Here is a 25,867-nt window from a genome sequence, read left to right on the forward strand (position 1 = left end):
ACCCCCTATCTTATACCATACTGGTTCAGCAGTTTATTAATATCAGTGGCAGATGCAGATGGTTTTGCAACTCTTAAAAGTTCCTTATATCCATCATAGCCATACCGGTCTATGAATTCTTTTGGATTTGAAATAAGCTCATTGTAAGCCTCATCTTTATTGCTGTTTACATAGGCAATATCATCTGCAAACTCCGGATCATCTTTGTAACTCGTTTTTTTACCCATGCTTTGAATCTGAGCCTCTTTGTATCTGTTATCCGGATTGTCCGGGTTCCTGCTCCACTCGGATTCGCTCTTATTGAGCAAATAATTGGCTTCAGTTACAGAAATCTGCCTATTCCGCTGTGCATTTTCAATTATTCTCTGCCTTTCATTTGCGTCAAACTCTTTAAGCCATTGTTCATCTAATACCTTATCCCTTGTAACCTTGTAATCAAATTCTTTTCCCCACTGTTCATCTCTGGTTTTATCTCTTTCTACTCCATAATTAAACTGTCTATCTACTTGATAATCAGTTCTTCGGTCACGATCCACTCCATATTCAAACTGCCTGTCAGTCTGATAATCCCCTACTGTATCCCTATGTCTGTTATAAGCAGTCTGGTCTTGATATTGCAGCATATTAAGATTTTGTATCTTCTGATTCAAATTACCCATATACATATCGTAAGCAAGCCTTTCAAGCTCAGGCACCCTCTCCATGAGCCTGTCGTTATACACATCCCTTGCCTGAGATCCTGCCGTCATAGCCCATGAATTTAGCCTTCCTCCAGTAAGCCCGGCAGCCTCACCCATAGCATTTGTAAAGGCTCTGTCTCCCTGCTTTGTATAAACATCCCTATAGGCTTGGAAGCTTGGATCACTTTCCAGATCATAACTAAAGCTTTTCGTATTCATAATGTCATTTAAAAGACTATCGATTTGACCAGAATAAGGGCTATCCTGCATCTTTGGAGGTTCCATCGCTTCATATGGTTTTTTTATTCCCTGATTTACTGCATATCTATCTATTGCATCTTTGAGAGCGGATTCATTCATATAGGACCTGCCATCTTCACCGTATGTTGGAGAAGCCACTTTCGTCCCGCCTATAGTGACATAGCCGCCTATAGGCTCACTGGTATCCTGCACCCAATCAATGTCTGAATTCTTGACGCCGTAATTCTTGCCGCCATATAAATTTATATAATCCCTGACCGCCACATCATCATATTTCTTCTTTCCTACAGCCATATAAATTCACCCCCTTACGATTTCTTCATTTCTTCAAGAGCCTTACTGATTTCAACTATCTCCGTTGCTGTGTCTATACCCTTGAAAGGCTGGTCATCCAATAATTTTAATAAAAACTCACACTGTTTTGCGGTCAACATATTACCACTCCCCTTTTTAAGCATATAATATCACTTGTTCCATAATTGTTCGTCCTTGCTTGTATAATTAACCTGAATAGGTATATAATGAGATTAACAAGAATATGATAGTAGTTTGGAGGTGTAGCAATGAAAAGATTTATCGCCGGCTTTATTACATGCTTGATACTTTTATCAACAATATTCATGACCGGCTTTGCAGAAGATGCGCTGGCTGTATTTCTGAATAAATTCCCTATCTATATAAATGGACAGCAGGTAGAAGTTGAATCTTATAATATAAATGGTCGGACATTTGTTTCCATAGGTGACGTGGCAAAACTTATAGGTGCTACAGTGGTAAATAATGAAGTGGATAAGAAAATAGAGATTAAGTTCAATATGCCCAAAAGCATCAGCAGCACAGCTTCAAAGATTGAATATGATCCTATAACTGGACTTCCTATAGGAGCTGAATATGTGGATATGGGTTTTGATGAAAAAGGTCTTAAATATGATAAGGGAATAAAATATAATGATAAACTATATGTCACTGAACTTTATTTGTTTAAAAAACATAATATTACTTATAAAGTACCTATTGTAACTGATACTATTTATGTAAAAGATGGTAAAGAGGTAACAATAAACTTTAAAGATAAATCACAATATTTTTATGTAGGAGCAGTTACATATTATAATATTGAGCTATTTAAAGAGTTAATGGGGGAATAATCCCCCATTTTTTATACATGTACAAAGTTTTCCTCTACCCAAGCCTTCAAGTCATTAATTTTATCATTTACATATTGTTTTGTAGCATATCCAGCAGCATCTAGGCCATATACTGGCCCATTAAAACTAGCTGAATAAGCTACCGCAAGATTACCCGCCGATAAGCTGTCTATACTGGTATCCTGTGCGCTTATTATGATATTTCTGCTGTTGCTTGATATAGAAGCTCCTTCATTGAATCGTATCATTTTAGGAGTATCCGGGCTTGCTCCACCTAAATACAAATTGTTTCCTACAATAGCATTCTTGCTTGTATTAATGCTGCCGGCAAATACAGCCTCTCCATTATCATCCAGATATATAGCATGTGCCCCCTCAGCATTATTAAGCTCAAATACAAACTGTTTTAACTCCTTATCATATCCAAGCTTTGCCCTGAGTACATTTTGCTCATCATGCATAGTCAATAAAGGTTTACCGCTGAGCCTTATCTGACCATCTTCATCCATATAGATAGTTTTTACTTGATTTGGATCATACATTTCAAACTTGAACTGCTTATGGACCTTATCATACCCCATTATGAGTCTGGTTTTCTTGGTATCCGTCTGCTTGAGCGTATTCCCTACTATTTCGGTTGTACCATCCTCACTTTTTACCTTAGTTATATTAGTGAGTATTTCAGTCACATTATCACTGTCCAAATTCATTGCCACATACTCTAACTCTTCTCTAAGTTGGTATACATAATCAGTTAATCGTCTTACAGCTCTTGGAATATCAGTCATATCCATTCTAGGCATGCTAGAAGTTAATAATGCCATTTTTTATACCTCGCTTCCATAATAAAATTCTCTTATAAGTGAATACACTTTGCACTTACCAACCCCGGTAAGCTTAATCTGAAACATATCTGCCCTGGCCGGTTGTACTGCAATAACAAAGGTTCTCTTTTGCGGAGTATCCAAAGTTCGCAATAGCTGAAACTCTCCATTATCTGATTTTACATAGACATTTAGTATTGACCCTACATCCAGATCCGCTCTTATGCCTATCATGCTATGTCCCTTTTTCTCATTTACCACCTCCGTAAATTCTTCTGTAACTGCCTCCCATTCCACAACTTCATTGCCTGAATTAAACTTATACAGCTTTTTATCAGCGAGCCCATACATATGGCCATCAAGAAAGGCAAAGGCTATTGCCTGGAAGTTATCTTCTATATGCCACATGCCTGTCCAGGTATCATATACAAATAAAGTCCATTGGGAGCCATCATATAGAGAAACATAATACTTACGGCCATCAGTACCGGCTACAGCCTTTGAATACACCTTATTTCCGAACTTCTCGGATACTAAATTGGCAGCTCCACCACTATATAGCATGATGCCAGCTCTGCTTTTATAGAATAATGTCTCATTGACTATCACAGCAGATTTGCTGCTGCCTGCCTGAACACCTTGCACAGCAGATGTGACAATCTGAAAATTAGAAGGCTTATAACCATACACCTTGTGCAAATGATACTCTTTGAACAAAATCACATGGCCGGCATGAGCAATGCAGCCTGTAAAATCCCCATCGGTGCCTACATCTGCAGCCCATGAGTCAGTCACAAGGCCATCAAATACATTCCAGTTAAAAGGATCACCCAGCTTTGAAGCATAAACATTATTGCCTTTGACTCCCCAGCAGCGGTTGTTATACTCACAGGCGAAATCTATATCCGGGACTTTCCTCTTTATTGTGACATTGCCGCTTTCATAACCGGGCTCAAAGGTCTCTTCTGAAAAAGTCAGCATATAATCTTCTATTTCCCTTATGATCACCGTCTTATTATTAGCAGGATAATCAACACATCCGGATATAATTACTCCATCCCCTACCTTGAATCCTGAAAAAGCTGTGCCTGAGGTTGTGATAGTATTCGTATCAAAATTAATATTGCCGGCTCCGGAAACATAAGATTTTTCTAATGAGCCAAAGGTATCTTCCACTGTGTCATAATACTTTTTATCGGGGAACATAAGTATCTTATCCCCCATGGAAACAAAGCTCTTTTCTCCAGACGTAACCGTCCCTTTTACTGCCCCATCATACATAAAACTTGTCCCATTGACTACGCAAAGCTTTTCTTTTGCAAATAGGTCCTTGGGATTTGAATAAGTCGCAACAACTGCCCTTGATTCTCTGGGAGAAAGACAAGGAGAGAAGGAGGAGGAGAGGTTTTTCATAGTTATCAGCTCCCCCTCTTCTACTACCGGATTATTATTGTATCCTTTGAAATTAATCAGATACTTTTTAGACTTTTGAACTTGGCTTCTTGCCATTGGCAATATCATAATCTCCCCTCCTTACCATATGTTGCTTACTTTTGTAGGTGGTATAGGATTATTCTGCTTGTACCAGTTTGCAAACTCTCTCCATGATTCGTTATACATGGCCATGGTATTGTTATAAGCAGAAAACTCCCTATTGTGCCAATCTATCATGGCATAGACATAATTTTCATAGATAGCATCATAAGGTGATGATACCAAAAGCTCTGCATCTTTATCCTCCGGATATTTATATGGTATATGAGATAGCTTATAGACAAATCTCATCCTTGGAGTGGTATCGTCCTGCCCTGGCTCTGGATATATATTAATTTTGCCATCTGCACCAAGGAAATAGCCTGTCTTTTCATGGCTTCTAGCATCAAGCTTATGAATAGGGTATTTGTCCATATAAGCCATAACAATATTTGAAAATGACACTCCTGAAGGCAAATCATAGGCAGCCTGCCCTTTGATTCTGGAAATATCAAAATATCCATATGTCTGTATGATCTTATCCTTTACCCATCCCTCAACTTGATTAATCCATGTTGTCTTTGCGTTTTCAGAGTATGTATTCAGTTTTATTTCATCAACTCGATTTATTATTTCTTGAATTGTAGACATAAGAGCACCCCCTTTTTATCTAAAGTATAGCCTTGCATATGGTAGTTGTCGTTTTAGAAGGTAAAATAAAAAGAGCCTACTTCTGTAAGCTCTCTAACTCAATAAGATTTTATTCGACAATAAAAGGATTCCACTATATGTTATTGAAATACTACAACAAGAAAGGGGGTGAAAATATGAATATTGATTTTTTTAGTAAAACTGATATTGAATCAGATATTTCAAGCATAGAAAAAATAATATCTACTAACATTTTCTCAAACCAAAGCATTGGAAATCCTTTTGTGAAAGCTGCTTTTATTGAAGTGCTTATTTGCTTAAGAGATTTAATGTACAAATCGGGAAAATATGCAACACGCATCAATTTCAAAGATGATGTGTTGATATCTGACCAAATTAAAGATGTTACTGATCTAATTAAATTTGTAAGAGATGCTTTGTGCCATCCTGAATTACCTCACCATTTCGTAATTCCTGACCAAGTAAAAGCTACATTTAATATCTCATTTGGCAAATGCAACTTAATGTCTATTGGTGATATCATTATCAGCTCTGATTATGAGGATGATGTCTGTTTTTTCTTTGGGCAGCAAAGAATTTACTTAAAGCGTCATATAATCAGAGCCTTAAATGAAGCAAAGTCAAAATTATTACCCTTGCTCTAGCAACTTATTCAGAAAATCCAAAATCAGTTTTTTTACCTTATCTGCTTCTTTTTTATCGTAATAAGAGGGTATTACTTGAAAGATTTCTTGTACAAGTTTTTCTAATTCATCATTATTTATCTCCATAATTATTATCCTTTCAAAGTAAATATAATTATATTATGATGTTTGAGCCTTGTAATTGCTTTGCAATATATCTCTAATACGTCACTTCGATGTTGTTTTGCTTGGTCGTTCCTGTCCCTGCATCTGATATAGTGACACTATCGGCATATATTATATTATTAGCAATGATAATATTTGTTAGTCCTGCTATAACAGTAACACCATAAAAACTTCTTCTAATTTTATTTTCATTAATCCAACAATCTTTTTTTGCAATATAAATTGCATATCCTCCCGTCAACGTTCTACTTTTTATTATGTCAATAGAGTTTCCTTCTATTAACATTGATTCTCCACCCGCATGTATACCTTGTCTGGTGTCATAAATATCGTTGTCACGCACTTTAATGTCATTTACATTGCTGACATAGATAGCATAACTGTTTCCGAGATTATCAGATGTGTTCCTAATCTCATTATCTGAAACTACAAAATTTATCGCATCGAGTGATGCATCAGAATTAATTGATATTCCAAACCCCGCAGTCAAATCACAATTCATAATGTTGTCAGCTATCTTAATATTTTCAATCACATCTGTAGAGGTGAAATTCATTGTTATAGCATTAATTCCGGTTGATCCTGTTTCGGTCGTTCTGTCTTTGATCTCATTGCCGATAATCACTATGTCCTTAAATTCTTTTCCATCAAGATCGATTTCAATTGCGTTATTTCTCCAGTTTCGTATGATGTTATTAGATATTGTAACGCCGCCGCCTTCAAGGTTAAACCCGCTATAACATGAGTCAATTATATTGCTGTCAAAAATGATTGCATCGCCCGCACCATGATGTTCAAACGCCCATGAACGACCTGCGTCCCCAGCCATCATATTAACTGCCATATTGCCATCTACATTGATAAATCTAGGTTGCCCCCAAAGTCCTTGCCCAGTTGAGTATGCGACTGTAACAGTATGATGTCTCACTCTTTCTGCATGGGTGTGATGTATGCGAATCCATTGGCAACAGTTAACAACAGCTATTCCGTAAAAAATACTGCCTAGCGTACCATTATAGTGTGTTGCCCTTAGTTCACAACCATTTACCTCACCACGGATGGATGAAACAAGTCCAATTAAATAGTAGTCTTGGTCTTGCAACTTGCAATCTTTTATCTTGAAACCATTAACGTATTTGAGATAGATTCCGTACTCTGCTGATTCTGGACTTTGGTCACCTATAACCGTCAAACCTTCAATTTGGATATCCTCGACAAAGTTGACTTTCTTCACAAATGCTGCGTTCGCCACTGTGTAAGTATCATAGATTGCAGTTTCAAAGGTGACAGTATTCCCATCTATTTTTCTAATCCTCTTAATCTCACCACGATCCATATCATATCCGCTCTTATAAGGATAATAATTTACGCCCTGTGTTGCGAGTTGCACCCAATCCCCTACGGATAACCCTATTACTGACGCAAGGTCGAAGCTGTATTTCCCTTTCGTCGCATCAGATGCGAGCAAGATTGAATCCCCTACAGTACCAGAGGCATATATGCCATATTTTGACCCATTATATAGTTTAACCTCTGACATATCGAAAGTAGCACTTGGGGCATACAGTATTACGCCGCTTTTCATTATTATTGGAGAAGAAATAAGCTTGTATTTGATTGGCGGCAAGAACACAACCCCACCACCAGTAACACTTACAGTATTTATTGCATTGTTAATTTTTATAGCAGCATCTGACGTTCCATCTATAGGCACTCCGAAACTTGTCACACCATTATACCAACCTGTCACAGTTTCTGCCAGAGTTTCTGCCAGTTGTGAATCAATATCATCAATCTTTGCTCTTAGACTCGCCTTGCCTTTTCTTGCGTCTATTACCTCTGCGTCCTGCTGCTGTTCAGCAGTCAGATTATAAAATCTATTTTCTATATCTGATATGCTATTCTGCCTATAAGTCTCTTGTTGTTTCCTTAATTCCTCATTGGCTTGGCGTATAGCCTCTTGTGACTGCCTTACATTTTCATTTGCCACTCTTATATTCTCTGCTTGTATCCTTGAATTTTCAGAATTTACTCTGCCGGTCTCTGCCAATACTCTTCCATCTTCAGCTGTTACTCTCAATCCTTCTGCAGACGAGAGCTGGCTCATAAGTGATAAAAGTGCTGGATAATCTGATTCAGAAGTTGGATCAGCTCCATATGATATATCCGGTATTACCAAATAAATAAGCTTTGCAGAGGTTATCCTGATATTGTTCTGCCATACTTCAATAACTGCCTGACATAACCCTGGCTTTGTAACTGCTTGGGTACCTAAAATAATGCTCAATTCCCCTCTCTTGGGGTTAATAACTACAATCCTATCGCCTATGGAATCTACATAGTAGGTATTATCAGGCTTTAGAACCGTAAATGTTATTGTTGTATATCCTGTAATATCAACCGGATTTACACCATCAATTAAAGAGACAATAAACCTATTTCCATTTATATCATTCTGTACCACAGTACCAACATTCTTTGGAATCTGCTGTTTTACTTGAAGTTGAACATAAAATTCTTTCTGTATCATACCTGCACCACCTTTCTAAAAAAGGGAAGAGCGCTTTGTCTCTTCCCCTCTCTTTGTTAAATCAGGAATGGCTCTTTTGATTTGTACTGGTCTGCTAAGGCTGTCATATGATCTGCTGCAAATGCATCCTGCATTTGAGAGTTTTCCAGTACAAGAGCAAATTTTCTTGGTATTTGTACCTGTTTTCCTCTCTGTATTAGGATGGTTTCACCGTTTACTGTAACAGGCACATCATCCTTATACTTGTTGTTGTCTTTGAATAGATACACAGGAACCCTCTCATTCATGTATGCTTCAAATTCTTTATCTGCATTAGGAGTAGCAGCCTTTGTAACTTTCTGTTTTGCAATGTTTTCAGCCTTTTTCTCAGCTTCGGCGATTATTTCATCAGCCTTTTTCTGCGCTGCTTCAAGTATGCAATTGAGTTTTTCCTCATATGCCTCCATATCAAGTGTGGGAGCCTGTGTTTCCTTACTTTTATCTTCATCAGATTTACCAAACAGTCTAAGATTAATCACATAATCATCTCCTTTTTGAGTGTAAAAGGGAGGGGATCATATCCCTCTCCCCTAATTAGCCCCTATTTCAAATGTAGAAGCGGTTTCTATTCTTGTCATGAAGCCTTCTACAAGTCTTTCAGCTACCTTTGTAGCCTTCCAGCCTACAGTTGCCCTTTGGTTGAGCGGGTCAGCGGATCCGGCAGAACCAAGCTGCTTAACTATATGCTGCAAACCGCCTCCGGTTACTTCGGTTGTGCCATAAGCATTTTCACCGAGAACCAAGGTAGAATATACGTCCCTACCTGCTGCTCCTGCTTCACCGGGATATATTACATCGTTGTCAGCAGGGTTGCTGCTTGGAGCTTCTGTAATTGTTATCGTTGCCGCTCCTGCTGCTCCTGCGGCAGCTTCAGCTACTGTATACTGATAACCCTTAACAATTATCTTTCTGCCAATCAAAGCTGCAGCATCTCCTGCCGACAGCGCTTCATCAATTGTAATAACCTTATTCAGATAACTTGCGACTGTAAGATTTCTTTTTGCATTTGCACCTGAAGCAACTAAGTTAGCTGCATGGAATACTTTGCCCTCAGTAGATTCTACAAATCTGACTCCTGCAATCTTACCGATTTCTCCTTCGAATATCTGAGTTGAGCCTGCATACTGAGAAGCGTCAATCCATTCTTTGTCATTCATTATGTCGTATGCAGCATCAGGATGAATGATTGCTACAAAGTAATTGTCTATCTTCTCTGCATTTTGAACCTTCAGCGTCCTTGTTGCCCTTTTGATGGCTGCTACTGATAAGTAGTGGTTATTTGCTGGCGTTGAATCTCCACCAACAAGCTTATATCTTGCTAAGACCTGAGCATTTGCATACTGTACATTGGTGCCTCCGTTGAGTATCTCTCTAGTGATTGTGTCCAATGTTGCTCCGGCCTGATTGCCCAATAGCTTAGTTGCCTGAACCATGTTATTGTCTATTGCCGTCAACATCAGCATGTCTGAAAGCTCTATGTAGTCTCCATATTGAGCCACAGTTGCAGTGATAACAGATACATTGAGTTTTCTACCGGAAGGTGTAACTCCTTCGGTTAAAGGAGTAAGGGCCTTTGGCAATGGTGAGTATTTTCTAAACTCAATGGTCTTGCCACCGCCTTTAGGTATTGGGTGCTTCTGTCCGAACTGGTCGTGAACCAACTTAGGAACAGCATTGTCAATCAGATAATCGGAGTAATAGGTTTTCATCTCTGGCGACAGATCCTGACCTTCTCCTGTCTGTGTTGTTACGTTCGTGTTATCAAATAATTTAAGGTTTATTGGCAACGCCGTGAATATTTTCTTAAACATTATAGATACCCCCTTTTGGGCTAAAAAGTAATTGTTTGCCCCATTTGAGCTCTTCTGGCTATTTCAGCTCTATCTTGCTTTGTTAGTTGACGGACATCATTTTTAACTATGACACCTGAATTATTATTGACACCGTTTTCAGCAGGGCGCATGCCTTTTGCCTGAATGTTTGCTGTTACATTATTCTCAACAGTCTTTGCAGTAGTTTTGGCGATATTGCTTTTAATATCGTCCATATGAATAACCTCATAAGCTGTTTTTAGGTCAATGCCGGATTTTAGAAGAGATAAAAACTGCGGGTTCTGTGTCTCTGCCCTCAAATCAAAGTTAGGATACAACCCGGGCTTCTCTTTTGTCCCTCTCAATTCGTCTGCCTGCTTGTACCAATCGGCAACCTGCTCATCCATCTTCTTTTGAGCTTCGGCAGTTTGAGCTTTAATCCTCAGCGACTCATTTTCAGCTTCAAGCTGTCTCATTCTTTTAAATTGGTCTACCGTCATGCCTCTTGCATCTGCTAATTGTTCAAGGAATTCTACATCGTTCATGATTGCTTCGGTAAGCTTTGAAGGATCCTTTACATTATACTTATCCATAAGAATATCAAGTGCAGGTTTTAGAGTTCCTAACTGTGTTTCAAGCGTTTTGGTTTCCTTAAACCGCTTGTCAATGATTGACTGTGTGCGTTCTGTGTATAAATCCTTATATTCTTCAGAAATAAGCTGTTCAAACTGAGCTCTTCGCTCTTCCGGTGTCGGTGTCATTTGGTCAATGGCGGCTTGACCATCTGTTACGGTTGCACCCTTATCCCCTTCGCTGGGTTTCGGTTCTGGCTGTTTCCCATATACAACCTGTTCGCCCTTTACTGCCTGGTGACTGCCCCCAGGCTTAACTGTGGTATCAGTCGTTTGTGCCCCCGGTGCCGCTGGTGCCTCTGGTGCTCCTGCAGCCTGTCCGTCAAATATTTTTAAATTTATCGGGAGCAATATAAATTTCTTCATAAAGATTACCTCCTAAAATTCGCTCGCTTTCGAGTGGGTCAGTATATCGTCCAGGGGATGCGTTTCCGCATGTTCTTATATATCATTTCAAATACTAATGCTTCCGGCCTCCCCTGCGATTACACTTAAAATATAACATCATATAAAATACTTGTCGTCTATGATGAAAAATCACCCACTAAAATGATATTTATATGTTCTGGATACTGGTTCTCAATCTGTTTTAAACCTATATAAATGGTCTGAAATATGGTTTTTATCTTATATTCTGCATATAATTCAACCTTTGACACTTTACAAAGGAAATCACCCTCATCTTCCGTATGCTGCAACTCAAAATCATTAAGATTTGTATTGGCTTTTATATTCTCCAAAGCACCAGCAAGAGTATATGCCAAGACTGAAATAGCAGAACACACAATATCATTACCGGGGTTATAGTCTGCATGGCCTGTCATTGACAGAGAGATTTCTTCAGGAGTGATTTTAAATAATGCATTAACCATAATATCCTCCTTACACATTAACTGAAGCATTTTGGGCTATTCTCTCAGCATATGTTGGCTGTGTATTTTGCAGCGTTTTTACATTACCTTCTCTTCTTTGCACTTCTATATCTCCATCTGTCATAGGCCTTCCTGTTATCTGTTCTATAACCATGGCCATCTTATCCATGGTCTGCTTCATCTGCTGCAACTGCATAAGAAGTGTCTGATTTTGGGATATCTTTTCAATGATTGATTCTTTTCCTTCAAAGTCCATGAGGTCAAGAGCAATAAGCGACTGATCTGCTCTCGTTGGGTCAAAAAATCCTGCTCCGTAAAGTTCTTTGGCAAGTTCATTCTGTGCCATTCTACTGAATGGATTACTCTTCTGTGGTTTTACCTTAATATCAAATACAGGTTTACGGTATTTAGGCTCATAATTCGGGTCAGGTACCATAACAGTTTGTCCCATGGCAAGCATTTCAGGATCTGGCATTAATCCTTCATCCTCATATGCCGGCGGTAACTCCTGAGGCTTTAACCCTACATTACTGTAGGATACATATTGAGGTCTTCCACTGGGTCCTTCAATACGGAACTTACGCTCTTCATCATAGAATTGCCTGATAAGTTCAATGCACATATAAGTGATTTCAGTGAATGCTCTATAGCTTCCTTTTATCATATCTCTAGCCAGTTTATTTCCGGCTTCCTGAAGAGCTGCTATAGCTGCAGCTGCTGTCACCCCACCGCCGGAATTGCCTCTATTGAAATCATTTGTCCCGGAAGTCTCTTTCAATTCGTCTATTTTCTGCTGCCTGTGCTGGACTATGAAAGCATCAAGCGGTTTAACCTGTATTTCTTTGATATTGTCATCATTTACAGAGCCTGTTACATGCACAAAATCATTATTCCAATCTGCATATTCTTTTTCATTTATACCGCCATTATCTTTGACAAACCATCTCTTCTTACCGGCCTGCAGTGCATTTCTTACTATGATCTGGTCCAGCTTATCAATGTACATTTGAGGATTTTTCATGACATCTATATATCCAAATCCAAATGGTGAGCCTTCCTCGGGGAATAGTACATCAAATATGACCGGATACTCGCCATGGTCATATATGCCGGTCTCAGCATACAGTTCATCATCTTCAGAGCTCCATATCTTATTCTCACCTACAAACTTTGTAAGATGGAGAATCCATTTGCCTCCATACTTTTTCTTATAGTACCAATCCACGACTACGCTCTTATCTGTGGTGTCAACGGTATCATCATAAACATACTGCTTAACATCAATAACCTTGTTATGGAGCTTGCCTTTCAGATGCGGATATTCTTCCTCCAATATGTCATCATCTACTAAATCAACAATAAAAAAGCTTCTGGACTTCTGTATATCTCTCTTCCCTGGCTCCCAAAACAAATTGAGAAGATCCAGGCAACGGATATCTATATCGCCAAGTCCATTTTCAAGCTCTTTATTCCAGAACACTCCATATGCACAGGTACCATTCTTAAGCTTGTACCACCATGCATCATTATATGTTCCTTCAAACTTATTCTTTTCAATGACTAGCGGTATGATATCCGAAAGGTTTTGAGCTTCCCCCTCGTCTGTTTGCTCCCTGGGAAGAATATTCGGCTCCGGATAGTTGTCCATTGCGTCAGCATGCTTATTTGCCAGTGAATTGAAAAGCCATGCTGTAGTTGGTTCCGGGTCCTGGTTTTTCTGTTTATTCCTTATCAGATCCCAATGCCGCATCTTATACCACTTTTCATTTTCTACAATACGGCTTTCAAGGTTTTCCTTGCCCTTTTTATACTTTTTCAGTATCTCAATGCCCTTGGAAATTGTGTCTCTATCCATTTTGCTCATAGACTGAGGACTTATTTGCAAGGTATGACCTAGCGCATTTAGTTTAATTTCCATGGTTTTCCCCTCCTTATAATTTAAAGAATCCGTATTTATCAAACTTACTCTCATCTGTGCTGAGAGGGTCGTATGGAATAGGTTTTGAAGCAACGTTTCTGCGTGGTGGTATTAAATTATCCATACAGAAATATCTAGTCTCATCATATATGTGGTCTTCCTGCTTTGTGTCTACGTCCTCGACATCCAGCTCATCATATACAAGGTTTGGCATGGTCCTGATGAAGTGCTTGCAGGTTTCGAATACATACATCATCGGATGACCTTCATCATCAAAAGCAAATCTATAATGAATTTGCATTTTGCCTGCTATTCTTGTGTTATCTCCTGGAGAGAAATATATTCCACAGCGCTCCATCATCTCAGCTATAGATTCACCTCTGGATTTATCCCATATTGAAGGGTCTGCTATACCAATGATCTTATTACCCTTCTCATATTTGTCCTCAATCTCTTTAATCTTCTGGGCTATTTTAGTTGGCTCCCATTTCACACCTTGGTCCGGTTGATTTGTACAGCCATATAATTCACGATAGCGGTATGCCCTACCGTCATAATCTATAGCCCACCATCCAACTGAAAAAGGTCTAGCATATCCAAAGTCAAATGTTCTATATCTGCGCCATTCTGATGGAATTTGAAAAGGTTTTATTACATGTGTCCACTTGTGGTCCTCATAATGATTCCTGTCATTCTTCCATTCACTGAATACTTGCCCTTGGAAGCTGTCCCAATCTCCATATAAAAGAGCTTTCATTTCAGCTTCAGGCAATAATGCCAGTGTAGCAAGGTAATTGGGGTCATTCTGTAGTAGTATCTTATTATCAAATACTGTAGAAGGGACAAATATTCTGTCTCTCAGCATGTACTTGCCTTCCACCTCTAGCAGTTCATATTTTCTAGTCAATGGCGGCATCGGTGTAATAAATCTGCCTTTTACATGGCCATGTCCTATACCACCAGGGTTAGCCGATGATCTTACATAACAGCGCTGATTAGGTCCTCTAGGTCTGCATCTGGATAAAAGGTATAGATATTCTTCAGCTGTAAAATGTGTTAATTCATCAAAGGCTACATACTGAAACTGCTTCCCTTGATAGTTGAAACGGTCTTTTGAATGCTGTATGGAAGCAAAATATATCTTGGCTCCTGTAGAAAATGTCCATACATGCTTTGAATCATTAAACCTTGCTTTGGGAAAAGCTCTTTTATATAAATCTATGGACCTGTCCATCAACTCTGTAAGCTGTGGGAATGTCTTACGGAATAAAATCCCTCTATAGTTCCTATCTTCTACTTGTCTTAATCCCTCCATAAGCAGTGCATCCGACTTTCCACCTCCAGCAGCTCCCCCATAGAGCCCTTCAAATTCAGGTCTGCTCATAAATAAAGCTTGCTTTGATTGCGGTGTCCAAACTATATTCTGTGGTACTTGTTTCTTTGGAATTATAATACTGCTCACTGATTATCACCGGCCTTCTTTTGTGCAATCAATCGTTCGAGTTCTGCAGCCTTGTCCTTTTCATAGGTTTCAATGTCTACAGCTGGCATTTGTACTATGCCGGTCTGGTTCTCTTCATCCGGATCATCAAATACACCTGACTTTGCCTTATCCATTTGAAGTCTCTCACGCTCAATATCAAGTTTCTGCTTAGTTGCTTCCGGGAGTACGCCTTCAAGTTCCCTACGCAATGAGGATACAATATTAAGTGCGGAGGCTATGTCTTTTAGCCTTTTTGAATCCACTACTTCAAATATTTTCTCCTCTACCCACCAACTTTCTGTGCTTTCATCAGTAGCAGGGGAATCTTTTGTCTTGCCGGTATGATTGAAGATCTTTTCTTTTCTCTGTACCAGGTGCCGGTTGAACTGCTGATCATCCTGGAGGGTTTTGAGTATTGTTGCATTGAGAAGAGAAATAGCCTGGGTTTCAGTGTCCAGTGCATCAACTATTTTGGCTGCTTTTTTCTCTGATATCTTTTCTGTGAGTTTTTGCATCAACTTAGCCTCTGTTTTTACGGCAATTTCACCCCCAATTATATCCTTTGAAGCCTGCCAGTTTTCACGCTTAGCACGTTTTTCGAGGGTGGATAAACTTATGTCATACTTTTCAGCCAATTTGCGGTAAGAAGTTTTAGTTGTCGTATATTCCGCTTTTATCTTCTCCCAGTTGGGTTTCTTCTTTGCCATGCCCCACCCCCCTTTCAGAATCATTGTATATCATTGCGGTGTTTTTGTAGTTTGTGGTGGTAGGAATAAAAAAAAGAGCCCCTATTGAGCTCAATATAATCTTTATGAATAACAAAATAAAAAAGCACTCATATTGAGCGCCTAATAGTAAGTAGCTTCATTTTAACATTTTAATACCCTCAAATAAATTTGTGTATTCTTCTGCTTTTGGAAAAGTAAAATCAGAATCTTTTTGGTCCTCATATAGAACGTATTGCATTTGTACCCCTTCTCCAATCAATTTGCTTAGAGTTTTTATAGATAGTACTAATCTTTCCATCTCTTCATTTCCTAAATTTTTGCTTTCTGCTATCTGCTTAGCTTTCTGCTTACAATATTCTTTTACTTCATTATCAAGCTGTTCCTTTATTAATTTTAATGAATCATTAAGACCTTCCATTGTTTCCAACTTATTTTTCATCATTTCATTTAGATAAAACCTTCTTTGTACATCTAAAGCAGTTTTTAACAAAGTACCAATTACAGTAATTGATACTATTGTAGTAGTAAATACAAAATATACGGAACCTTTCTCTACCCCAATAAACTTAACCTCATCTTTTATCAAAGGGCATTGATTAAATACTTTATCTAAATCATTACAAATATACGACATTTTTTTCATATTTATACTATTAGGCATTTCTATATTTAATAATCCATTTCCTTCCGTTATATTAAAATCATCATTTGTATATTCGTATATTAACTTCACACAAGAATCAATTGTTTTCTTCAATGCATCTATTTTTTCTGATAGCTTCATATATATCTCTGGTCTTGCAATCCAATCATTAATTCGTATAGCTACAACCTCATCTATAGAAAATATTTGCTTAACTTGCTCATTTAAAAAGCTAAAATCCTTCAATAAATTTAATGCATTAGACAATTGCATCCAACTATGTATAGTGTATGAGCCATCGTTTCTCTTATCTGCTTTTATAAGCAATTTCTCTTGTAATTTCACTAAATCATTTGCTTGTTGTATTAAATTCATTATATCATCTCCTCTTTTTTTATTACTTCTACAAATAAAGATAAATTCCTACAATAATTTTTCGCATATTTTGACATATTGTTACATAAGAACAGCCAGAGAATGAAATATTTCTTCAATCCTGGCTGTTTATTTATATCAAGCAATATAATAGATTTCTGCTTTCCCCTTTTATAGTCTCACTGCTTCCAGATACTCTACAGGAACCTTCAGCCACTTGGAAGCCTTATTCTTTGCCTGAGCTCCTGACTTTGCTCTAACAATTCTCCATCTCCGGGGATCTCTGAAATCATATACTTTATATGTTTTCATGATTCTTTCCCTGCTTTCATATGCCTTTTGGCAACACTTCCAAGGCAATCACGTCCACAGTCTCTATTTATTCCTTGATACAAAGCTGATACTTTCTTAAGGCAATATCCTTCTGGATAATGTGCTCTATCTTTTGTAAGTAGATATCTACAGTTAGCCTGTTTGTCCTTTGCCATGCCTGTCCACCTCTTTCATAATATTTGATACACACGCCCTTTGTAAGTACGCGTCTGCCATTGCCCAATTTGCTATGACAACTGAGTTTATAGCGTACTTCATAATACCTTTGGAATGCGTCATACAACGCTTTGTCTTATCCCTGCCTCGTACAGTTCTGATAAATCAACACAAACGGTGAAATCCTCGTTATAAATAAGAATTTGCTTTTCGTTTTCTTTGTACCACTTATCTAAAAGCTCTTGCGCTTGCTGTAGCAATGGGGATTTCATGTCTAGAAACGAATACATATCTTCGTATCCATCTTCCGTTTTGTCGTTGATAACGTCACAAATATCTAATCCGAAGTGGAGACTTGACTTCATTGCGAATATATATTTCGGTGATGTTTCGGCGTCAAATTCATCAAGATACTGCTCTTCAAATTCTTCCTTGTCAACAATTCTTTCTTCATTTACAGGGCTTGATAAATAGCCATCATACTCAGAAAACTTGATTTTTTCAGCCTTGTTCAACTTTTCCTGTGTCTTTTTCTCTAAAGTCCATCTCCTTTCTTGGTTGGCACCCTCACAGTCACATTGAGATTTATAAGCCTTTCCACAATGGTTACACTTGTACAATTTCCCCGTATAACATCTTAAACAATTTGTTATATATCCTTTCCCGTCCTTTTCTTCGTACATCATCCTTAAGCCTTTGCAGTTAGGGCATTCGACTTCATTTTCCTTTAAATCCAAAATTAATTTTGACTGTATTAATTCAAACAACTCTTTAGTACCCATTTTTTAATTTTCCTCCTTAAATTTAATTCGCATTCTTTTCAAATTGTGAATTACTTATATAATGGACTTATTCCATTTTCAGACTCGCTTTTAGTAATTTTTTTCATAAGTTCATCCTTCTGATTATTAACTTCTTCCATATCTTCTACATTGCATATTAATGCACCAGTTCTTCCATCTGTTATTCTGCCATATCGTTCAAACATCTCTCTGCCTAGAAATTGAATTTTCTTGCCTCTTGTCTTTACCCAATCATCAGGATGGGCTTTTATATCTCTTTCTGCTTTTAATCGTTTATAATAAATATCTGGATGAAGTTCTTCATCCGTTAGTTGAATATAATCGTTACATCCTAACTCAACCAAATCAATTTCATTTTTCTGACATTCACTACTTTTAAAGTATCTACAATCTTCCATATCGCAATGTACTATCATACAATTTCTCCTTTCTTTAATTCACGACATTTTCTATATCCATCTCAATCTCCATCTCTCTCTATTCCGCTCAAGACATTCTAGAAATCCTACTGCTACAGCAGCAACATGTATTGCCTCTTTCCTCATGTTTTCATACCCACCTTTTTGTCTCTGTTCAGAACCATTATTAAATACAGTTTCGTTTATAGCCTCACACAGTTCCCCATATTCTTCTCCTAAGATTCCTGTCCAAAACTCCATCCTATGATTTTGCTCTCCCCACTTGGTATCTTGACGTTTACGCTCTTTTATTACGTCCTCTAATATTATGTTTTGCAGTGATTTATGTTCTTTTAACTTTTCTGTAGAAAATATAACTTTTGTTTCCCTTGGTTCCGTTGGAATACAATCCTTGCAATGTCTCACTAATTCAAAATGATTTGGACTGTGACACTCGCATTTTATGTCATAACTAAAATAAGTCCTCTGTAAACAAGTCTCTTTTCCACATATTTCACATTTTCCAAATTCACATGCTCCGTTCATTTGTAAACCTCCCTTTCAAACGCTCTCAAATTCATCCACAAAACCCCCTAGAATTAATTTAAATCTCATGCCTTACCACTTAATAGTCCAAGCTCTATTAGCTTCCTATAACAGGTCATATAACTGCATCCAAAATCCATATAATAGCCCATCTTCCATCCATGCCTTTTAAATGTATCTTTTAGCCTTTTTAGCTCTTCATCAGACCAGTCATATTTACGTCTGCCGGCAGTTATGAATTCTTCCAGTTCTTCAAGTGTTAGCTCTATATAGTCCTCTTGACCAATATATATGCCTGTCCCATCCCCGAATCTGATTACTGCCTTATCATTGCCTTTCTTGCAGCCCTTCTTTGGTGCAAAGGCTCCACCATATTGGAGCCCATCTGTTATAGACTTTAGAAGGTTGTCCAAATCTCCACGGTCCTCAGGAAGCTTCCCTTTTTTATCAGGAGCAAAGAATACTTTAACTGTCAGCTTTGCATATCCCTCAACGGCCTTTGCTCCTTTCATGAGGGCCTGCTTTACATGCCATGCAATTAATTCTTGATATGCAAGTGTGTTCCTAACCCTCTGAAGCTTCGCTGCTTCCTCTTTCGTCCTGGGTACATAATTCCTTGATTTCGCCACCTTCGCCTGATGAGCTGTTATTGTTACTTTCGGGTATGCCCTCCCCTTCACCATTAGAGATATCATCACTCTTCCCTCCTTCTACTATCTTCAGCTGAATAATAAACGAATCGCTTTCCTTGTCATAATGAGTTGCTACTGCCTGCTTTTTTATTGCTTCCTGTATTTCGGCTCTTGGAATCGTTATGGCCCCATCAACAGGAATCTGTCCGCCTGCTACCTGTGCTGATAGTGCTGCAATGCAGCCGTTATATATCTTTGTAAGGTCTTCATATCCTTTTATGTTGTTTTTGAGTGTTTCTATCATTGCAGCGTCACGCTTTATTTTGCCTTGGCACTTCTCAAGCTCCATCTCTAAGAATCTTTTCTGTGATATCCTAGTCATTGTGCTTCCTCACCTTCATATTTTTTATTTAATATCTGTGCGTATTTGCAGTGTTTCCAGTTTTTTATGCTGCCACAAAACTCATTGATGTACCTTCTCTTATGCTTTTGGTCCGGAAACTTTACTACAAACCGGTCTTCACAACTAATTCTATTTCTGAAATCCGGCTCCGAAAAATATGGGCACATAATTGCTTTTGGCATGTTTACTCACCTCCAGAATCTCTATTAACTTATTTCATATATCTGCTCATCTTTCTCATCACTAGGCATAACCCATATCCTGTCATCCGAAAAACCCCAGTGCCATTCATTCATATAGTTGGGCATCATTGTAGCAAGTAATGTGTTTGCTATTCCACAAGCTGCCGGAGGTGGTACCATATTACCTATGTGTTCTCTCCATATTTTCTCTGAGTTTCCTGCCAAAACAAGTGGACTCCCATCAGGGAAAGTTGCCGGTAAGCCTTGCAAAGCTGCCATTTCAAGATTAGTAATTGGTCTATGCCATGTACCATCTTCAGCGATAATAAGCCATATGCCTTTGTCGTTTTCGCTTGGGATTCGTGGATCTGCAACTGTACCAGCGCCATTATGTATAGTCAATGCTCCCAGTATTGTATTAGCTGGCTTATCCCATCTAAGGACTCTATAAGATCCACTTCTCTGCTCACAATTTAGTCTTGGATCTTCTATACCGGATATCCCATTACTTTTGCCAGCTCCAGTGCTTCCGGTTATTGTTGGTGAAGATTCATCCCACTTAACAATTCTGTATGCGCCTGACCTTGGCATGTGGTTTATTCTCGGATCAGATACAATAGCTGATCCTGTCCCGTGGATATTGGCACTCCCCATGACCGTGCCTGAAGCTTCATCCCAACTCAGGACCTTCATAATGCTTGTTCGTTTCCAATTACTCTTTTGTTCTTCTACTCTTTTATCTGCAATACTGATTGCTCCGTTGTTCGGTCTATATGCTCCTGTTACCGTTGAGCCCGGCTTATCCCATGGCACAACCTGATAGACATTTGCATAGCATTTTCTGTTCAGGTCTCTCCAGTCTCCTCCAGCAGGAATCAAAGCCAATCTAACCCATGTTTTCCAAGCTAAGTTTGGAAGCCTATGCATTATGCCTGCTTTTTCTATATCCCCAGGTATAGGCAGTGGCCCTAAAATTTCACCAATACTTTTTAAGTTATGTCTTATAGGTTCATATATAAAACTTGGTACCTTAACTGGATTTCTCGCTATTAGAAGGAATCTTTTTCTAGTCTGCCCAAGTCCTCCGAACTCCCCACAGTCATAATCCTCTTTATGAAAAACATATCCATACTGCTTTAGCATCCCAGTAACTTCCCTAAGCAGTTCCTTGCCCCTCGATTTAATCCGTGGCACATTCTCTAATAATATAAAAGCTGGCAAATCATCCCTGAATGCTTCTACAGTAAGAAATATTGATCTAGTAACCAGTCTATTCAAGGCTTGATATTTTGCACTTTTAGAAGTTTTCTCCGGTAACAATCCACTAAAGCCTTTACATGGTGGGCTCAGAAATACTCCATCTGGAATCCTACCTTTACATGCTTTTTTAATATCATCCGGTGTTACTTCTCTCCATTCTAATGGAGGTTCTTTGCCCCAAAAATCTATATATTGCTGTCTATCAAACAGATCCATTTCTACTGCACGTGAACCTGTCAACTTCTCAAAATCTATACAGCACAATGGGTCTACATCAATACCACATATAGTCTCAAATCTGCCTTTAATGCCTTTGTATTCATGCTGTGCTTGTTGAAATCCAAGAGCACCGCCTCCGCTGCCACAAAACAAATGCAGCTCTTCAAATACCATCTCACCATTTACTATCTTCAATAAAATCCCTCCTAAATTTGCATCTATCCTTGTGCTAAGTCTAAGTAGTCAAACAATGTTGGCATATCAATTTCAGCTTCAACTGCCTTCAGGTACCCTACTCCATCTCTAAAATAGTCCGTGTTAAGCTCTATACCGTATCCATATCTGCCCATTTCAACCGCTACTTTTGGAACTGTCATAAGCCCACCAAACGGATCTAACACAACGTCACCTGGATTAGAGTATCTATTGATAATCCGCTCAACAATATCAATTTGCAAGGGGCATACATGCAATTCCTTTCTTTTATGGCTTTGAGTAGTATTAAGAGTTTTCATTCTGTTAATATCGTCCCACACTTTATCCGTCCAGCTTCCGGGAGCTACTACCATAAAGGAAGCCGGCAGTTTCCCACTTTCGTCAAGCTTCTTAGCTAGTTCAACATGCTCGGAATAATCGTAAATCGTATTACGTGAATACTTCCTATAAACGGCTTGTAACTTGTTCACCGGTATTGAGAGGAGTTCTTCCTTTGACAAAAGTCTATCTCCGGAGCTTCTCCAAAATGCATGAGCATCAATCTGCCATTGCGCTCTGGTATATTCATCTTTAGACTTTACAACCGGCACGTCTGCATATGCTTTAGATTTGTCAGATGGAAGCTTCCTAAACAGTAAAATGTATTCCGGGCACCCTACTCCCATCTTTGTGCCATCCTTGCACTGCTCCGTCCATCCAAGACGATAAGTCTGATTATTTTCACGAACAACATCTGTTAAGATTGGAATGCGGCCCATGTATCTAAATCCATGCTTTATAAAGTGAAATACTGTTATATCAGAAAATGGATCTACTGTTGACATGCCGTCTCCTGTTGCGTTGCCAAATAAGATTCTATCCTTTACATGTACTGCAGCTATCCGGCCAGGCTTTAGAACTTTGAAAAGATTAGGTGTTAAGAAATCCATTTGCTCAAAGAACTTTTCATTATCCTCGTTATGGCCAAAGTCATTATAACTTGGTGTATATTCATAATGATTTGAAAATGGTATGGAAGTATGTATTAAATCTATACTGTTTTCAGCCATATTCTGAGTCTCCAGGATACAGTCATTATTTATTGCTGTGAAATATTTGCCCTCAACTTTCACTCTTTTCACCCCCATGCTTCGAGTCATTTTTTCTGCAAGATATATATTTGATAAACCATGCTTTTTAATAATCTCTGTCATCTTCTCTGTTAAGTAGTTATGTTGCTCCCATTTCTTGAGAAGGATCTGCAAAATCTGGCGTTCACTCTCTGTATAAATAATGTCAATTATGACTTGCTCAGCCTGAAGGAATCTATATATGCGGTGTATAGCCTGAATAAAGTCATTAAACTCATAATCTATCCCAAGAAATATCGCTCTATGACAATGCCTCTGGAAGTTGCATCCGGATCCTGATAGCTCCTTCTTTGTTGCAAATAGTTTTATTTTGCCATCTGAGAAGTCTATAACTCTCTGTTCCCTGAGTTCTATGTCTTGACTGCCATATATGTCTACCACCTCGGGTAATGCCTTTTTAATTGCATGTCGTTCAGCTTCTAAGTCATGCCATAAAATAAAGTGTGTTTCCGGTTCTGAGTTTACAATGCTGGCCATTTTTGCAACCCTATCATCTATGCTGTCTCTCTTCTCTTTTGCTGCATCCTTAAGTGATATTGCAGCATCTCTTATTAATTTATATTGGCCATTCTTATCTATACCTGCAGTCCTATGGTTAACAGGTATTTCATGATATCTAACGTACAAAGGAGGTAAATCATAACCGGTATCGTCATAGCCTAAGTCAGATGGTTTAGTAATAAATAACGCCCAGCTGCTAACCCACAGCCAAAACTCCTCTTCTTTATGCGGATACAGTGTTAAGTTGTTTGCCTTAGTAGAATCTCTCTGGAAGAATCTTGTTAAAGCTTGTCCTGTGTCCATAATCTCTAGGAATCCTGCATAATGAATAAGCTCTTTATACCTATTTGGTGAAGGTGTCGCTGTGCTAACCAGCTTGTAGGGTACTCCTTTGAACTTATCCAAGAATGTTTGATAGGTCTTACTCCCAAAACTCCTAAGTACAGAAGCTTCATCAAGTCCAGCTGCAGCCTTAAAGTATTTAGGGTCTATATCCCCATCCCTCACTCGTTCATAATTTGTCATAAGTATACTGTCAGATGTTGCTTTAACTTCCTCCATTGTTCTCACATATTTAGGAGGCCTTATTTTTAATAAATTTACTGCATCTCTATAAAATTCTTGCTTAACCCCAAGGGGGAGAACTATAAGAGATTGGGCTTCCTCACGTTCGCCTACAATTCGGCAAAATTCCAACTCTTGAATTGTCTTACCTAATCCAAAAGCTTCAAATAATGCTCTACGTCCGCCTTTAACCGCCCACCTCACTGCATCCCTTTGATGAGGTTTAAGTATTGGATTTATTTTATCTAGATCTATATCAAAACCAGTATCTTTAGCTATTTCAATCTTGGATTTTAGAAAATCAATATAATTCATGATCCTACCCCCTTATGCTGCATCTGCATCAGGATCAAAATCCAGTTCTTCATCATTCCAGGTGTCATCTCCAAGAACCAGCTTATCTATACGGTCAAATGCACAAGGTCTTATATCCAGGAGGTCATCAGCACTATATACATCCAGGATTGACAGCTGCCCTTTACGCTTCTCTACCTGCAGCTTTTGTATTTCGGCAGCCATTCCGTTTTTCATGAAAGCAATCCACTGCTTGTTATGTGTTCTCCGCAACATAGCCATATGATTATTGGGATACAGTAGGTCTGTGCCACAGCCCATGCAGCCATTACGCTTGATTTTGTGATAGATTCCATTTGAGTCCGTGAAACCCATATCATATAGTGCAGCGTAAGGAACATTGAACCGCTTAATATATTCCCAAATATCATCATCTGTCCATATGGAAATCGGGTTACAGTGCCAGAATGGATCTCCCTCTTCTCCACCCAGATGCTCCCGATGAGACTGGAATAGATAACCCCTAGTAATGAAGTTCGTTTGCCTTGTTCTGGATTCTGATGCCATCAGGCCTTTGAATATTACATCTACATCAAGCTCAGCTTGTAACAGTTCACTTGGTTCTTTCTTCAGAGTGTCGCAGCAGGCCTGAGATATTTTCACTTCTCTCAATATGTCATAGTAGGCCAACAGTTTCTTATCATTGCTTTGGCTCTCCGAGAACTGAAGGAAACAGTCTATATTTATGCGATGGGCTTTGAGTTTTGAGAATGCCTTCCCAAGCATTGGGTATCCATACTGGTCTGTGCACCACCAATAAGATTTACGGGTACCTTCAGGCCATATCAATTTCTTATCTTCGAACTTCACCCTCAGGTGAGCCGGGCAAGCATTTTCCAGAGCAGCAGTGCTTTTCAACTTTCCATCCTTCTTCAGAACCTTATGTATATTACCGCTGTCAATAAGATATTGCAGTACTTCCTGTTGAGCTTTGTACTTCAGCCCTGCACAATCTGTCCGCTCCGGCACGGTTTCATAGAAATTTGACTTCCAATCATTCTTCATCTGTCTGGCAAACTTAACGCATTCCGGATATTCCACACCGGTATTCCCGTAGATGATAACAAACCGTTCAACCCATTCCGGGAAGTATGTCCGGATTAAATGCCACAGGACTGTGCTGTCCTTACCACCTGAAAAGGCTATTGCGGGGCGATGCTTGCATACCTTGAGTGCTAAAGCAATTTCTGTAATGGTCTTTTGCAGCTTATAATCCAAGTTCCTCTTTTGCTCTATATTCAAATCTTCGTAGCTTATAAACATTCAGTGCCC

The 25,867-nt window shown here is 38.7% G+C and carries 28 protein-coding genes; 2 read left to right on the forward strand and 26 right to left on the reverse strand.

Going from position 1 to position 25,867, the window contains the following annotated elements; all coding sequences use genetic code 11:
* Nucleotides 1-5 precede the first annotated feature (5 nt).
* Entirely contained in the window at nucleotides 6-1,235 is a 1,230-nt protein-coding gene (locus AC4HCY_RS14405) for a hypothetical protein (protein WP_491094457.1), read from the reverse strand.
* Between the two features lie 14 nt (nucleotides 1,236-1,249).
* On the reverse strand, nucleotides 1,250-1,375 hold the full coding sequence (locus AC4HCY_RS14410; protein ID WP_491094458.1) for a hypothetical protein: 126 nt from the start codon (nucleotides 1,373-1,375) through the stop codon (nucleotides 1,250-1,252).
* A gap of 129 nt (nucleotides 1,376-1,504) precedes the next feature.
* Between AC4HCY_RS14410 and AC4HCY_RS14415 the strand changes: the two genes are divergently transcribed.
* A complete protein-coding gene (locus AC4HCY_RS14415) occupies nucleotides 1,505-2,089 on the forward strand; it encodes a stalk domain-containing protein (RefSeq protein ID WP_491094459.1) in 585 nt (194 codons plus the stop codon).
* A gap of 11 nt (nucleotides 2,090-2,100) precedes the next feature.
* Here AC4HCY_RS14415 and AC4HCY_RS14420 read toward each other — a convergent pair whose 3' ends face one another.
* Genes AC4HCY_RS14420 through AC4HCY_RS14430 form a run of 3 tightly spaced genes read right to left on the reverse strand, consistent with a single transcriptional unit; the run spans nucleotide 2,101 to nucleotide 5,037 of the window.
* Complete coding sequence (locus AC4HCY_RS14420) at nucleotides 2,101-2,913, reverse strand: hypothetical protein (RefSeq protein ID WP_491094460.1); 813 nt, start codon at nucleotides 2,911-2,913, stop codon at nucleotides 2,101-2,103.
* Nucleotides 2,914-2,916: 3 nt separating this feature from the next.
* Nucleotides 2,917-4,434, reverse strand: a complete 1,518-nt coding sequence (locus tag AC4HCY_RS14425) for a hypothetical protein (protein WP_491094461.1) — start codon at nucleotides 4,432-4,434, stop codon at nucleotides 2,917-2,919.
* Between the two features lie 12 nt (nucleotides 4,435-4,446).
* The gene (locus tag AC4HCY_RS14430) at nucleotides 4,447-5,037 is read right to left on the reverse strand and encodes a hypothetical protein (protein ID WP_491094462.1); all 591 of its coding nucleotides are present in this window, start codon (nucleotides 5,035-5,037) and stop codon (nucleotides 4,447-4,449) included.
* A 176-nt stretch (nucleotides 5,038-5,213) separates the two neighbouring features.
* On the opposite strand from AC4HCY_RS14430, the gene AC4HCY_RS14435 reads away from it, so the two are divergent.
* Entirely contained in the window at nucleotides 5,214-5,702 is a 489-nt protein-coding gene (locus AC4HCY_RS14435) for a hypothetical protein (protein WP_491094463.1), read from the forward strand.
* Here the strand turns inward: AC4HCY_RS14435 and AC4HCY_RS14440 are convergent.
* The 21 genes from AC4HCY_RS14440 to AC4HCY_RS14540 form a co-directional block, all read right to left on the reverse strand.
* A complete protein-coding gene (locus tag AC4HCY_RS14440) occupies nucleotides 5,688-5,828 on the reverse strand; it encodes a hypothetical protein (protein ID WP_491094464.1) in 141 nt (46 codons plus the stop codon). The two genes, AC4HCY_RS14435 and AC4HCY_RS14440, sit on opposite strands and share 15 nt — an antisense overlap.
* Nucleotides 5,829-5,901: 73 nt before the next feature.
* Nucleotides 5,902-8,397 (reverse strand): right-handed parallel beta-helix repeat-containing protein, encoded by a 2,496-nt coding sequence (locus AC4HCY_RS14445; protein ID WP_491094465.1) that lies wholly within the window; start codon nucleotides 8,395-8,397, stop codon nucleotides 5,902-5,904.
* 56 nt (nucleotides 8,398-8,453) lie between these two features.
* Nucleotides 8,454-8,915, reverse strand: coding sequence for a hypothetical protein (locus tag AC4HCY_RS14450; protein ID WP_491094466.1), 462 nt, complete (start codon nucleotides 8,913-8,915; stop codon nucleotides 8,454-8,456).
* A 51-nt stretch (nucleotides 8,916-8,966) separates the two neighbouring features.
* Nucleotides 8,967-10,247, reverse strand: a complete 1,281-nt coding sequence (locus AC4HCY_RS14455; RefSeq protein WP_491094467.1) for a N4-gp56 family major capsid protein — start codon at nucleotides 10,245-10,247, stop codon at nucleotides 8,967-8,969.
* A gap of 20 nt (nucleotides 10,248-10,267) precedes the next feature.
* Entirely contained in the window at nucleotides 10,268-11,245 is a 978-nt protein-coding gene (locus tag AC4HCY_RS14460) for a hypothetical protein (RefSeq protein WP_491094468.1), read from the reverse strand.
* A gap of 158 nt (nucleotides 11,246-11,403) precedes the next feature.
* Entirely contained in the window at nucleotides 11,404-11,751 is a 348-nt protein-coding gene (locus AC4HCY_RS14465) for a ribosomal-processing cysteine protease Prp (RefSeq protein ID WP_491094469.1), read from the reverse strand.
* 10 nt (nucleotides 11,752-11,761) lie between these two features.
* Nucleotides 11,762-13,669, reverse strand: a complete 1,908-nt coding sequence (locus AC4HCY_RS14470) for a portal protein (RefSeq protein ID WP_491094470.1) — start codon at nucleotides 13,667-13,669, stop codon at nucleotides 11,762-11,764.
* 13 nt (nucleotides 13,670-13,682) lie between these two features.
* The gene (locus tag AC4HCY_RS14475; RefSeq protein ID WP_491094471.1) at nucleotides 13,683-15,053 is read right to left on the reverse strand and encodes a terminase large subunit domain-containing protein; all 1,371 of its coding nucleotides are present in this window, start codon (nucleotides 15,051-15,053) and stop codon (nucleotides 13,683-13,685) included.
* Nucleotides 15,054-15,127: 74 nt separating this feature from the next.
* Nucleotides 15,128-15,859 (reverse strand): helix-turn-helix domain-containing protein, encoded by a 732-nt coding sequence (locus AC4HCY_RS14480; protein ID WP_491094472.1) that lies wholly within the window; start codon nucleotides 15,857-15,859, stop codon nucleotides 15,128-15,130.
* Nucleotides 15,860-16,016: 157 nt separating this feature from the next.
* Complete coding sequence (locus tag AC4HCY_RS14485; RefSeq protein ID WP_491094473.1) at nucleotides 16,017-16,898, reverse strand: hypothetical protein; 882 nt, start codon at nucleotides 16,896-16,898, stop codon at nucleotides 16,017-16,019.
* A gap of 171 nt (nucleotides 16,899-17,069) precedes the next feature.
* Nucleotides 17,070-17,210 (reverse strand): hypothetical protein, encoded by a 141-nt coding sequence (locus tag AC4HCY_RS14490; RefSeq protein ID WP_491094474.1) that lies wholly within the window; start codon nucleotides 17,208-17,210, stop codon nucleotides 17,070-17,072.
* Nucleotides 17,207-17,386 (reverse strand): hypothetical protein, encoded by a 180-nt coding sequence (locus tag AC4HCY_RS14495; RefSeq protein ID WP_491094475.1) that lies wholly within the window; start codon nucleotides 17,384-17,386, stop codon nucleotides 17,207-17,209. Before AC4HCY_RS14495 ends, AC4HCY_RS14490 begins: the two co-directional genes overlap by 4 nt.
* A 120-nt stretch (nucleotides 17,387-17,506) precedes the next feature.
* The gene (locus AC4HCY_RS14500; protein WP_491094476.1) at nucleotides 17,507-18,169 is read right to left on the reverse strand and encodes a hypothetical protein; all 663 of its coding nucleotides are present in this window, start codon (nucleotides 18,167-18,169) and stop codon (nucleotides 17,507-17,509) included.
* Nucleotides 18,170-18,219: 50 nt separating this feature from the next.
* Nucleotides 18,220-18,606, reverse strand: coding sequence for a hypothetical protein (locus AC4HCY_RS14505; RefSeq protein ID WP_491094477.1), 387 nt, complete (start codon nucleotides 18,604-18,606; stop codon nucleotides 18,220-18,222).
* 33 nt (nucleotides 18,607-18,639) lie between these two features.
* Nucleotides 18,640-19,134 carry a MazG-like family protein gene (locus AC4HCY_RS14510; protein WP_491094478.1) on the reverse strand — a complete coding sequence of 165 codons (495 nt, stop codon included), beginning with the start codon at nucleotides 19,132-19,134 and terminating at the stop codon, nucleotides 18,640-18,642.
* 65 nt (nucleotides 19,135-19,199) lie between these two features.
* Nucleotides 19,200-19,817, reverse strand: a complete 618-nt coding sequence (locus AC4HCY_RS14515) for a RusA family crossover junction endodeoxyribonuclease (protein ID WP_491096128.1) — start codon at nucleotides 19,815-19,817, stop codon at nucleotides 19,200-19,202.
* Nucleotides 19,699-20,148, reverse strand: a complete 450-nt coding sequence (locus tag AC4HCY_RS14520; protein WP_491094479.1) for a hypothetical protein — start codon at nucleotides 20,146-20,148, stop codon at nucleotides 19,699-19,701. Before AC4HCY_RS14520 ends, AC4HCY_RS14515 begins: the two co-directional genes overlap by 119 nt.
* Nucleotides 20,145-20,351, reverse strand: coding sequence for a hypothetical protein (locus AC4HCY_RS14525; RefSeq protein WP_491094480.1), 207 nt, complete (start codon nucleotides 20,349-20,351; stop codon nucleotides 20,145-20,147). Before AC4HCY_RS14525 ends, AC4HCY_RS14520 begins: the two co-directional genes overlap by 4 nt.
* A gap of 24 nt (nucleotides 20,352-20,375) precedes the next feature.
* On the reverse strand, nucleotides 20,376-22,025 hold the full coding sequence (locus AC4HCY_RS14530) for a DNA cytosine methyltransferase (RefSeq protein WP_491094481.1): 1,650 nt from the start codon (nucleotides 22,023-22,025) through the stop codon (nucleotides 20,376-20,378).
* A 23-nt stretch (nucleotides 22,026-22,048) separates the two neighbouring features.
* Entirely contained in the window at nucleotides 22,049-24,556 is a 2,508-nt protein-coding gene (locus AC4HCY_RS14535; protein ID WP_491094482.1) for a DNA methyltransferase, read from the reverse strand.
* A gap of 12 nt (nucleotides 24,557-24,568) precedes the next feature.
* The gene (locus tag AC4HCY_RS14540) at nucleotides 24,569-25,858 is read right to left on the reverse strand and encodes a phosphoadenosine phosphosulfate reductase family protein (RefSeq protein ID WP_491094483.1); all 1,290 of its coding nucleotides are present in this window, start codon (nucleotides 25,856-25,858) and stop codon (nucleotides 24,569-24,571) included.
* Nucleotides 25,859-25,867 lie beyond the last annotated feature (9 nt).

The organism is Lutispora sp. QWL-02 (assembly GCF_058315355.1).